Below are 12,046 nucleotides of genomic sequence, written 5' to 3' on the forward strand. Positions count from 1 at the left end.
ATGTTGGCAAAGTCCTCAGTCTTTAACAATACCAACGACCTTACACAATATGAGCAACTGTGACGCCTGTGCCGCCGTCAGCTTGTTCGGCTGCTTCAAATCGATCGACCTGCGGATGCCGCTGCAAAAATTCCTGAACGCCGCGCTTGAGCTTGCCTGTTCCGTGCCCGTGAATAATCCATAGTGGCCCCGGTTGGGCAGTCGCGATCGCCCGCTCCAGTTCAACTTCCGCATCTCCAACCCGACTGCCGCGCAGATCGATCGTGTTGCGCGAAGTCCGCACAGCCGGAGCCGACGGGGGCGGACTGGGCACGGGTGCAGGTTCGGGCTTCGGCTTGACTGGTTCGGCCTTTTCACCGCTGAGCGATTCAAGATCGGCGAGCGCAACGCTCATCTTCATCAAACCAAAGCGGACGGTGAGTTCGCCTGCATCGTCGGGACTGCTCAAAACTTCGGCAGTTTGGCCTAAGCGAGGGATGCGGACGCGATCGCCCACTTTGGGACGAAAGCCCGGTTTTGGTTTGGGCGGCTGTTGACGAGAAGGCAACCGCTCAGCCGCAATTTGATTCAGTGCATCGGTGGCTTGCTGAGCATCTTGTCCGGTCGCAGTTCCCTTTTGCAGACGGCGAATCACCTGCGCGATTTCGCCTTTGGCCTGCTGAATCGCTTGCTGAACGGCTTGTTCTTGCTGCTGCTGCAAGCTTTGTTCGCGCTGCTGGAGGCGATCGGCTCTTTGCGACACTTCGCGATACAGTCGCTCGGCTTCCTTCAACAGTTGCTCGGCTTCTTGATGCTTTTGCTCTTGCTGTCTGCGCTGATTTTCTAGCCCGCTAATTACCTGATTCACGTCTTCCGATGCGCCGCCAACCAGCGATTGCGCCTGAGCCACAATTTCGGCATCGAGTCCGAGCCGTTGCGCGATCGCCAAGGCATTCGATCGCCCCGGAATTCCCCACAGCAAACGGTAAGTGGGCGACAGGGTGACATCGTTGAATTCGACCGAGGCATTTTCAAAGCGATCGTCTTGATACTTCAGGGCTTTCAGTTCGCCAAAGTGCGTTGTCGCAACGGTGAGGCGAGCGTGGTCAGCCAAGTGTTTGAGCAGGGCGATCGCCAAAGCGCTCCCTTCAGAAGGATCAGTTCCGGCTCCGACTTCATCAAGCAAAACGAGCGCATTTGCAGGCCGATCGCCGTCTAATGCGTTTAAAATTCGGCTAATTCGGCGAATATGGCCGGAAAAGGTGGACAGACTTTGCTCTAGCGACTGCTCATCGCCAATATCGGCCAAAACCTGATTCAGCCAGGGCAGTTCGACAGGTTCACGAGCGGGCACGAACATTCCCATTTTTGCCATCAGCATCGCCAATCCGATCGACTTTAGCGTCACCGTTTTGCCGCCCGTGTTGGGACCAGTAATGGCGACGACGCGCAACTGCGGTTTCACGATCGCATCGATCGGCACAACGGACGCGCCCTGCTCGTGCTGCTGCTGCCACACGAGGAGCGGATGCCGCAATTGCCGCAAGACGATCGATTCGTTCGTTTCCTTCACCTCGCCTTGCTCGTCCAAATTGATGAAGCGCGGCGGATTTGCACCCAGCCAGAAGGCATAGCGGGAGCGAGCCGTCGCTAGATCGATCGTCGTGGCAACTTCCAGGACGCGATCGAGATCCGGCTTGACTTCTGCCACCTGTCCGCTCAACACTCGGCGCACGGCTTCTTCTTCGATTTGCTCTTGGCGCACCAGTTGCCGAATCTGGTTGCCCAGCCCGACGATCGCATTCGGCTCGACATACAGCGTTGCGCCGCTGGTCGAGGTGTCGTGGACGATGCCGGGAATTTGATCTTTCTGCGGTGCTTTGACGGGAATCACAAAGCGATCGCCCCGCTGCGTAATCAGCGATTCCTGAATGGCGTTTGCCTGTCGCTGCAAGATGCGATTGAGAATTTCGTAGATGCGATCGCGCTGCTGCCTGAGTTGTTCGCGAATGCCGCCCAGCTTTGGACTGGCGCGATCGGCCACTCGTCCGCGATCGTCAATGCAGCGGTGAATTTCCTGCTCCAGTTCCGGGTAAGTCCGCAGATCTTCGACCAGTTCGTTGAGCGTTTCGAGGTCGGGGCGATCGTCGATCACGCGCCGGATCTGCCGCACTCCGGCTAATGTTGTGGCGATCGCCAGCAGTTCGTCTCCGGCCAAAATGCCTTGGCGATCGGCTCTTTCTAGCGCATCGCTAATGTCTTCGATGCCGTCAAAGCTCAAGCTGGCTGCACCGCTTTCAAGCTGATAAATTTCTTTGGTTTGTGCCAGTCGGTTCAAGCTTTCGACGGGCGAAGTGGGAATTTCAAGTTGTCGAGCAGCGATCGCGCCTCGCTTGGTGGCGGCAAATGTCGCGAGATGCTGACCGAGCCGCGACCATTCAAGTAGTTCTAAAGTTTCGGTTTGAATCAACGCGCTTCTACGGGTTCCTACTGCTTCCATTATCGAATATTCACAGGCGATCGAGCTTTCCCCACAAGAGGGATTTCCGGTCTCCAGCCTGTTCGTCGATACGCTCTTCTAGAGGTTAAAACCGCCTTAATGTCTCATTCCCGCCGCCTTAATGTGCCTGTGAGATTTTGAGGAAGGCCAAGTGATCAATTCACGAATTTCTCGGTATTCCCCCGCATGACTTTAAGACTGCAACTGCTACATGCCTCGGATTTTGAAGGTGGCATTCCGGCGATCGATGACGCGGTACGCTTCTCCGCAGTCATCAATCGCCTGCGTACTAATACTGATCCGGCAACTTTTGGCGTAAACAGCACAACGCTAGCAAATACCCTGACGCTTTCTTCGGGCGACAACTACATTCCTGGCCCTTTTCTCAATGCTTCATCTGACACTTCTTTGAACGGCGTCGGTGGCTTGGGGACTTCCTCGGCTCCAGTTTTAGGACGCGGTGATGTTGGCATTTTGAACGCGATCGGCATTCAGGCATCCGCCTTGGGTAACCACGAATTTGACCTGGGTGTGCGGCAGGTGCGCGACATTTTGCGGGCTGGCAGCGGCAATCCGGGCGTCAACTTTCCCTACCTCAGCACCAATCTCGACTTTTCGCCGGAAACCAGCAACACGGCCAGAGGCGATCTTGCTGCTAGCGATCTCGCCGAGAATCAGACAACCGCAGAAGCTAACACAATTCGCGGCAAAATCGCCAAAAGTACGGTAATCACCGTTGCGGGCGAAGACGGACAGCTTGGCACAGCAGACGACGAGCGGATCGGGATCGTGGGTGCGACGACGCCAACGCTGCGATCGATTTCTTCTCCGGGCGACATTCGCGTCTTGCCTGCGAATTCCGGCGACTACGATGCGCTAGCGGCAGAAATTCAAACAACGGTTGATGCGCTGACCAATGAGGGAATCGACAAAATCATTTTGCTTTCGCACATGCAGCAGTTGTTCATCGAGCGCGATGAACTGGCGCGGCGACTGCGGAACGTGGACATCATCGTGGCGGGCGGTTCCCACACGCTGCTAGCCGATAGCACCGACCCGATTCGACCGGGAGATACGAGCGGCGGCACCTATCCGATCGTTCGCACTTCGGCCAGCAATCAGCCTGTCCTCGTCGTCAACACCGAAGCAAATTACAAGTATGTCGGGCGCTTGGTGGTCGATTTCGACGATAGTGGCGTGATTTTGCCGGGAAGCATCGATCCCAACCTTACAGGCGCGTATGCCACGACGGAAGCGGGAGTCGATCGCGTCTATGGGGCAGATGTTGATTCCCGCGCTCAGGCCAATCCCAACGTTGTCGCCATCTCCGATGCAATTCGCAACGTCATCGCTGCCAAGGACGGCTTGATTTTTGGCAGCACCGATGTGTTTCTCAACGGCAGACGCGCCGACGTGCGAACGCAGGAAACCAACTTGGGCAACCTCAGCGCCGATGCCAATTTGTTCTATGCCCGCCAGGTTGATCCGACAGTGGTGATTTCCTTGAAAAATGGCGGTGGCATCCGCGACAACATCGGCACGATTACGGCTTCTCCGGGCGCGACCGACCCGAATGCAGTTGAGGAACTGCCGCCGCAGGCCAATCCGATCGCCAACAAGCAAACAGGCGATATTTCCCGCCTCGACATCGAAAACTCGCTGCGCTTCAACAACGGTTTGACGCTTATTAGTGTCACGGCTCAGCAGCTACTCCAAACGATCGAGCAGGGCGTGGCCGACACTCGCGCTGGCAACACACCCGGACGATTTCCGCAAGTGAGCGGCTTATCGTTTAGCTTTGATCCGACTCGTCCCCGCGCCGAAGACCTCAACAGCAACGGCGTGATCGACACGGGCGAAGACCTCAACGGCAATGGCATTCTGGATGCGGGGCAGCGGGTGCGATCGCTGGCCGTTACCGATGCAAACGGCAGAATCATCGATGTGGTGGCGCGAGATGGCGCGATCGTTGGTGATGCCAACCGGACGTTTCGCATGGTGACGCTGAACTTTTTGGCCGGAACAACGGTGGATTCGGTGGGCGGCGATGGTTACGCCTTTGGCCGCTTTGTGCGCGACAATCCGACCTTGGCAAATCGCGTTGATCTGCTGGCCGAAACGGTTGACCTAAATCGCAACGGCAGACTTGATCCCGCCGCACCTCTTTCTCCGGGTCAAGCAACGTTCCAATCCATAGGCAGCGAGCAAGACGCTCTGGCCGAATTTCTGCTGCAATCGGACACCTACACCGCAAGAGACACAGCGCCCGATCGCGACATTCGCATTCAAAATCTCAGCGCTCGATCGGACATGGTTTTCTCGGCTGGCCGTCTGCGGGTGGGAGCAAAAAGTCGCGATCGCCTGCGCGGAACTAGCAGCAGCGATGAACTGATTGGCTTGGGCAATGTCGATCGCCTCAATGGTTTGGGCGGTGACGACATTCTCAACGGCGGCATCGGCAGCGACAGGCTAATCGGTGGACGCGGCGACGATACGCTGGTCAGCGGGGCGGGCAGCGACACACTGATCGGCGGGGAAGGACGCGATCTGTTCGTTCTGGAAACGGGAAATGGGGTCGATATTATCCGCGACTTTCAGAATGGACGCGATCGCTTTGGCCGCGATGCAGGCTTGCGCTTCAACCGTCTTGACTTTGAGGGGCGTGGCAACAGCACCGTGATCAGCTTGGGTGATGACGAGCTGGCGATCGTCCGAGGCATCCGTCCCAATCAGCTTACGGCAGCAGATTTCACGTTGTTTAGTGTGGCGTAATGGTAGGCGAGGCAGCAGGGCAATCCGCCTGCTGCCTTTAGTAGCTGAACCGAAATGCGCCCAGCGTCAACTGCCCATCGATCGCTTGAATGGTGATGCGGTGAATGTTTTCGGCGTGCAGGCTCAGTTCAAGGTTTGGCGGAATTTCGGCATCCGCTCCGGCTAAATTTGCGCTGGGCGTTTCGGTTTGTGCCAGCGGGCGATCGTCTGCATCAAAAGCAGACAGCACGGCGCGGCGCGAACTGGTGACGCAACTGCTGACATAGCGCACGGGCTGCGGAAAGTTGGCTGCGAGCCAGCCGCTTTTGGGAGCGGCCAGCAAAACGGTTTTTCCGGTTGCGGGCGGATAAGCTGGATTGGAAGGCACTAGCGCGATCGCATTTTCAAACTGCACGCCGCGATCGAGAAACTGCTGCTCTACCGTTTCATAAATGGCGAGTTCTGTCCAGTCAAGGTGCACCCAATCGGGCGGAGCGGCCAACTCCGTTTGAGACCGCAGCGGCAGGGCGGTTGGCTCGATCGGCGGCTGGGACGCAAACTCTGCTGGCGCCAGCGGAACAGCTCGAAGGTCATGAGGATTTGTCATAGGTCTTTCTATAAGGCCGCTGGCTGCTGAGCAATCGAGCGGCAAACGACGGTGATTCACGCAGCGATCGTCTGCAAGACATTAAAGTGCTTTGCTCAGACGGATCGCTTTCACACTCCTCTTTCAATCCGATTCACAAATCTGCCTATCATCAAAACAAGTTTGACTTTGGGAAAGTCCAAGCTCAACACGGTGGTAAACAAGCTGCTCTACACTCAAAGAAGCCGAAAAATGGGTGCAGGCGCGAGACAAGAGATGACACAACCTCAAGAAGCTATTTAGCTGAAGCAGAACGCGAATCAAATGTTTGAAGATGCACCTGGCTTTCTAAATTTGCCTGCGGGCAGGCAGAGAGAAATTTGGACAAGCTTCCACGTTACTTCAGAATTAAGCCGAGAATACCAGGTTTTGCCCGAAGAGTTCAGATCTTTACGAACATAAAGCTCAATTTCATCAAGCTTTGCTTAAATTATGTTTCAACCACCTGGATTTTGCCAGCACGCGCTTGTGACGAGTCTTGGTACGATCGCGTACTATTGCGCGGATGATGCACCTTGGGAGCAGAGCGATCGATCAGACACTTTGGTGTTTCTACATGGCTTTGGTGGAGGTTCTTCGGCGTTTGAGTGGTCGCGGGTGTATCCGGCGTTCGCCAGTGAATATCGAGTGTTGGCACCGGATTTGCTGGGCTGGGGGCGATCGGATCATCCGGAACGGAACTATCGGGTAGAAGACTATCTCACGATAATTCGTGAATTTTTGGAGGCGACCTGCACCGAGCCTGTGACGGTGATTGCGTCGTCGCTGACGGCGGCAATGACGCTGCGACTGGCAACCGAATCGCCGCAGTTGTTTCGATCGCTCATCTTGACGACGCCTGCGGGTCTGTCGGATTTTGGCAATGATTACAGCCGCAGCTTTTTTGCTCAACTAGTGAGTACGCCAATTGTCGATCGCGTTCTCTACAGTGCGGGAATTGCGACGCCCAACGGCATTCGCAGTTTTTTGGAGCAGCGGCAGTTTGCCGATCCGCGCCGGATTGATGCGGAAATTGTGGCGGCTTATCTGGCCTCGGCTCAGCAGCCGAATGCGGAATATAGTGCGTTGTCGTTTGTGCGGGGAGATTTGTGTTTTGATCTGGCTTTGTATGTGCCGAAGTTGGAAACGCGGACGGCGATGATTTGGGGGCGCAAGTCGCAGTTTACGAGTCCGGAACTGGGTGAGCGGTTGGCGGCGTTGAATCCGGGGGCGATCGAGGCGCTGGAAATTGTTGAATCGGTGGGGTTGACGCCGCAGCTTGAGTTGCCGGGGCTGACGATCGGGCTGATTCGCAAGTTTTTACGACGGTTTGAGGGCGATCGAAGCGAATAGATTATTTGTCTTTTTGATGGCTTTTGGTTTCCGAGCCAGTGGAGTGTTGGAGTTGCCCCCACACACACCTCCAACCCCACAGGGGGGAGTGCCTTCCCCCTGACCCCCACGCAAGGGGCGATCGGTGAGCGTCAATGTGGCGCTACGCATCTGCTTTCCCGCCGCGTCCTTCGTTTCCGAGCCGTTGCCTTCTGCTCATCCACCTCTTGCCAACTCCTGACTCCCGATTCTCTAAAAAACCGTGCCGTCACTTTCGATCGCAATTGACGGTGCTCCGTTCGATCGCAGTTTGGCGGCGATTTGGCGTCCGGCTGTCCAGGTGCCGCCTTGCAAAACTTTGACGAGGGGTAGGGTGGTTTCGGTTTGGTTGAGGGTTTGGCGGATGCGATCGGCAATGCGATCGAGCAAAATCACGGTGAGCGATCGCCATTCGACGATGATTTCCGATCCGCTCGTGTGAACATGGTCTAACACGTCGGGGTGTTTGGCTTTGAGCAAGCCAAGGTCGAGGCACAAGCCGCCGTTGCGATATTCGGGTAGTCCGGTGAGTTCGTCCAAGTGGGTAATTTGCAGGCCGATCGACTGGAGCGGTTCGAGGAGCGAGTAGGTGAGCCACTGCGAAAGCTTGTGGAAGGGGACAAGCTGCGATCCGGGTGCGGTGTCGGGCAGGGCGGAGTGCGGCCAGACATCGCCCAAGTTGACACCATCGAGACGAATGCGGCTCGGCCAAATGTCGCTCAGGCTTTCGAGGACGGCGGCGAAAACAAGGCGGGCGGGTAGGATGTTGGCTTGGGCTTGTGGCAGCAGGTAATCGACCATTGCGCCGAGTCGGGGATTGTCGCTGCCGAAAATCTGGGGGCGATCGAGCATGGCTGCGCCCAACCGCTGCAATAGTTTGACTCGTCCGCTCAGTCCCACGATTGGGTTGTCCTGGCTGACTTGAAAGGCAGTGGCGATCGTCTCCTCACTCAAGTTCAAAAGCGCTTGGGCGTCGGTTCGTCGGTGAGCGGGATCGCTCGACAGTTTGCCCGCTGTGAACAGGTGATAGCTGGCGATCGCTAAGCCTTCCGATCGTCCGAATACTTGATTGGTGTCGGGTTCGACAAATTTCCAGGCGGTTCCGGCTCCGGCATCCAGCAAAACGCTGGGGATCACCAGGTCAAACATGACTCTGGCCTGTTCGATCGCGTCTTCCTGATGCAGGCGGGCGGCACGATCGATGCCACCGACCTCAAAATGCCGCCAGCGGCTATGAAACGGCACGTTGCCGTCGGGATATTGTGTCTGCATTACGTCCAGCACGTATGCGGCAACGACATCGAGCCGATCGAGATCAACGCGAAAATGCTCAAGTTTATCTGCACAGGCGAGTTCAAACACTTGTCCGCAGCGATCGCGAATGGCCGAGGGCGACCGCAAATATTGCACGGTGGCGTTCAGTTCAGACATCGGGTCAGGCATCGGGTTCGATCGAGTGAAGGTTCCTCGCTCAGCTTATCGCCCTTTCAAGCAGCATCGACGGGGCGATCGCGATTCGCTTAGGCGACTGCTTGCCTGGCGGATGTGCGTTTTGCGGCAGCAGCTTTCGGAAAGATCGCGGATGATAGAACCACTCCTGTCTGTCATTTCGGCAGAGACCAGGCAAACCTAGACCAGCGCAATCGTTCGATCGCAACGAAATTGCTTTGGAGCCGATTTTTGATCTCCAACTTCCGAAACCCGCCTGACTATGCCTGCTTCGTTTCGCCGCATTATTACTGGAGGCGTGTTCTTTACGATCACGCTGATTGTGGCCGTTGCGGGCTACATGATTTCGGGCTGGACACCGATCGAATCGGTGTACATGGTGGTGATTACCATCTTTGGGGTCGGCTTTGGCGAGGTGCGCCCGATTCAAACCACAACGCTGCGTGTTTTTACAATTTTGGTGATTGTCTGCGGCTATGCGTCGGTGGCGTATACGATCGGGGGCTTTTTGCAACTGGTGACGGAAGGGGAACTCAATCAAGCGCTCAAATATCGACGCAAAATTATGGAGATCGATCGACTGCACGATCACGTGATCATCTGCGGTTTTGGCCGTTTGGGGCAGGTGATGGCGCGAAAACTCAAGGAATCGCGAGAGGCGGCGGTGATCATTGATAGCTGCACCGATCGCATTACGCTGGCCGAGGAAATGGGCTACCTTGCCTTGGTCGGCAACGCGACAGATGAAACGATCTTGCAGGCGGCGGGGATCGATCGCGCTCGGTTTTTGGCGACGGTTTTGCCGGATGATGCCGCGAATGTGTTTATTACGCTGACGGCTCGCGGACTAAATACCAATTTGATCATTCTTGCCAGAGGCGAACTGCCTTCAACGGAAAATAAGCTGCGGCTGGCCGGAGCCGATCATGTCGTTTTGCCTGCGACGATCGGCGGTTTGCGAATGGCACACATGATTACGCATCCTGCTGCACTGGATTTTCTTGACCAAAATGACGGCGGCAGCACGATCAACGAGCTGCTGGAGCCGTATGACATTCAGATTGAGGAGTTGGCGATCGTGCCGGATTCGCCGCTGATTGGCCGCACGATCGGAGATATCGAGGTGCGAGGCAAGGGCGGCTTCATCGTCATGGCACTGCGGCGCGAAGATGGCACAACGTTTAAGCATCCTGAACACAGTACGCTGGTGATGACGGGCGACACGCTGATCGTGCTGGGACACCAAGGCGACATTCCCAAATTCGCGCAGCACTACACGCTCAAGCGCCAAGACCGCACCTATCGCGGCACGACCTATCGCGCCTGACGCAACGCTGTTACCGCTTGGATCACCTGGCGATATTCGGCAGCGCGACCCGCCTGCAAATACAGTTCTGCTGCCAGATTGAAGTCGGCTAGCGCACCTGCTTGATTGCCTTGATTTGCCCGCAGCCGACCGCGATTGAAATAGGCATCGGCATTTTCCGGATCGATGGCGATCGCCCGCTCAAGATCCGCCAGCGCACTGGATGGATCGCCCTGCGCCAAGGCGAGATTGGCGCGTCCGGTCAGCGCTTCGGCGCTGCTGGGATTGAAGGAAATCGCCTGCGTGAAATCTTGGGTTGCTCCGATCGCGTCTCCCTGCGCGGCCAGCAAGTTCGCCCGTGCAATGTAAGCATCGGCGGAATTTGGCTCTAGCGCGATCGCTTCGGAATAGTCTGCGATCGCGCCTGCCGAATCGCCGATCGCCTGTCGCAGTTGCGCCCGCCGAATGTAGGCTTCGGGGTTCGGTTGCAGCGCGATCGCCTGCGAAAAATCCGCGATCGCCCCGTTCACATTTCCTAAGCTGGCCTGTACTGCCGCTCGTCCGAGCAAAGCTTTGGCGCTGTTGGCATCGAGTTCAATGGCGCGATCGAAATCTCGCTGTGCCTGCCGCAGATTGCCCACTGTTGCCAGCAGATAGCCGCGATTGTAGTAGGCATCCGAGTTTTCCGCGTCGAGTTCAATCGCCCGATCGAAATTTTCCCGCGCCAGATCGCGATCGCCCTGCCGATACAAAGCCGCTCCCCGTCCGACATACGCAGCGGCTAATTGCGGATTGAGATCAATGGCGCGATCGAAATCGGCAAAGGCGGCATCAAAGTTTTCCTGCACGGCGTACAGTGCGCCCCGATGCAAATAGGCTTCAGCGTAGTCGGGCTGTGCGGCGATCGCCCGCTCAAAGTCTGCCATTGCCCCTGCTGGATCGCCTGCTGACTGCCGCAAAATGCCGCGATACACCAAGGCAGGAGCCATGTTTTCATCCAGGGCGATCGCCTGCTCAAAATCCGCCGTAGCCTCACCAAAATTGCGCTGGTCGTAGTACACCAAACCGCGATGGAAGTAGGCAAGGGCGTTGTTGCGATCGAGTGCGATCGCCTGATTGAAATCTTCCAGTGCAGCGGCATCTGCTTCCGGGTCGGCCAGCGTCCGCGCAAAACCGCGATACACATAGGCAGGCGCAAAGCTGGGATCGGCAGTGATGGCGCGATCGAACGCGGCGATCGCATCTTCGTAGTCGCCATCTTCAATGTCTTCGATGCCCTGCGAAAATCCGGTGGGCAACGACTGCGCGGACGATGACTGTGCGATCGCAGGGACGGCAACGCTCGAAACCAAAACCGCGCTCAAGATCGTGACAACCCATTTCATCGGGGGAGGCTCCCAGTGTGACATGGAGTTTAAATTACCCGAATTCAAAGCGATCGCTGTCAGGTCGAGCGCAAATCGCCTAAGCGCACCGCTGCCAGGCTTGCCGCTGGAGGCGATGCATGTGATCGAACAGTTGCCAGCAATATTGCTCTGGCAAACCGCAAGTGACCGCGCCGCGCAGGACAACGTTAAAGTACCAGTCGTTGGGCGCGTGTTCTTCGGGAAGCTTTTCGGTGACGGTGTAGGTGCGGACGTTGGTGTAGGTGCGCTTGCCTGTACTTACTTCGATCGTTTCGTGGTGATAGCCCAATTCGCGCAGGTCGAGCGCCTCACTGAAGCGCCAGGGAAGCTCGTATAAAACGCCTTCAACGGTGGAACCGGGATCTTTGACGATATCCAAAACGCCGCTGTCGCGAAAGCGCGATCGACTGAAGAAGCCTAAGCGATAGCCTTGCAGTTGCGCTGCGCCGATCACGTAGTGGTGCATATCTGCGCCGAGCGATCGCTTCAGATCAACGGGGCACATGCAGGAGCCATAAGCGAAATAGTAGAACGTCGGTTCAGCGATCGATCGAGCTTCAGCGGGCGACGGATGCAGGTTCGACAAGGCTCCCATAGGTTTCTTACGGATGTTTTGAACGCATACAACAATTTCCCAGCATCATAGCAGATACCGGGAA

8 protein-coding genes are annotated in these 12,046 nt (G+C 56.6%); 3 read left to right on the forward strand and 5 right to left on the reverse strand.

Annotated elements, in window-relative coordinates:
- Positions 1 to 40: 40 nt before the first annotated feature.
- A complete protein-coding gene (locus tag H6F67_RS19090; protein WP_242020713.1) occupies positions 41 to 2,479 on the reverse strand; it encodes an endonuclease MutS2 in 2,439 nt (812 codons plus the stop codon).
- A 186-nt stretch (positions 2,480 to 2,665) separates the two neighbouring features.
- Between H6F67_RS19090 and H6F67_RS19095 the strand changes: the two genes are divergently transcribed.
- Positions 2,666 to 5,251 (forward strand): 5'-nucleotidase C-terminal domain-containing protein, encoded by a 2,586-nt coding sequence (locus H6F67_RS19095; RefSeq protein ID WP_190768214.1) that lies wholly within the window; start codon positions 2,666 to 2,668, stop codon positions 5,249 to 5,251.
- A gap of 37 nt (positions 5,252 to 5,288) precedes the next feature.
- Here the strand turns inward: H6F67_RS19095 and H6F67_RS19100 are convergent, their stop codons facing one another.
- Entirely contained in the window at positions 5,289 to 5,837 is a 549-nt protein-coding gene (locus tag H6F67_RS19100) for a hypothetical protein (RefSeq protein WP_190768215.1), read from the reverse strand.
- Between the two features lie 471 nt (positions 5,838 to 6,308).
- Between H6F67_RS19100 and H6F67_RS19105 the strand changes: the two genes are divergently transcribed.
- Positions 6,309 to 7,208 carry an alpha/beta fold hydrolase gene (locus tag H6F67_RS19105; protein ID WP_190768216.1) on the forward strand — a complete coding sequence of 300 codons (900 nt, stop codon included), beginning with the start codon at positions 6,309 to 6,311 and terminating at the stop codon, positions 7,206 to 7,208.
- Positions 7,209 to 7,439: 231 nt separating this feature from the next.
- Here the strand turns inward: H6F67_RS19105 and H6F67_RS19110 are convergent, their stop codons facing one another.
- The gene (locus H6F67_RS19110; protein WP_190768217.1) at positions 7,440 to 8,669 is read right to left on the reverse strand and encodes a URC4/urg3 family protein; all 1,230 of its coding nucleotides are present in this window, start codon (positions 8,667 to 8,669) and stop codon (positions 7,440 to 7,442) included.
- 268 nt (positions 8,670 to 8,937) lie between these two features.
- On the opposite strand from H6F67_RS19110, the gene H6F67_RS19115 reads away from it, so the two are divergent.
- Complete coding sequence (locus H6F67_RS19115; RefSeq protein WP_190768218.1) at positions 8,938 to 10,002, forward strand: TrkA family potassium uptake protein; 1,065 nt, start codon at positions 8,938 to 8,940, stop codon at positions 10,000 to 10,002.
- On the opposite strand, the gene H6F67_RS19120 is transcribed toward H6F67_RS19115, so the two are convergent.
- Positions 9,990 to 11,366 (reverse strand): tetratricopeptide repeat protein, encoded by a 1,377-nt coding sequence (locus H6F67_RS19120; RefSeq protein WP_190768219.1) that lies wholly within the window; start codon positions 11,364 to 11,366, stop codon positions 9,990 to 9,992. The two genes, H6F67_RS19115 and H6F67_RS19120, sit on opposite strands and share 13 nt — an antisense overlap.
- A 79-nt stretch (positions 11,367 to 11,445) precedes the next feature.
- Positions 11,446 to 11,982, reverse strand: coding sequence for a gamma-glutamylcyclotransferase (locus tag H6F67_RS19125; RefSeq protein ID WP_190768220.1), 537 nt, complete (start codon positions 11,980 to 11,982; stop codon positions 11,446 to 11,448).
- Positions 11,983 to 12,046: the final 64 nt, after the last annotated feature.

This window comes from Microcoleus sp. FACHB-1515 (genome assembly GCF_014696105.1).
Classification (GTDB): domain Bacteria; phylum Cyanobacteriota; class Cyanobacteriia; order Elainellales; family Elainellaceae; genus JAAUTJ01.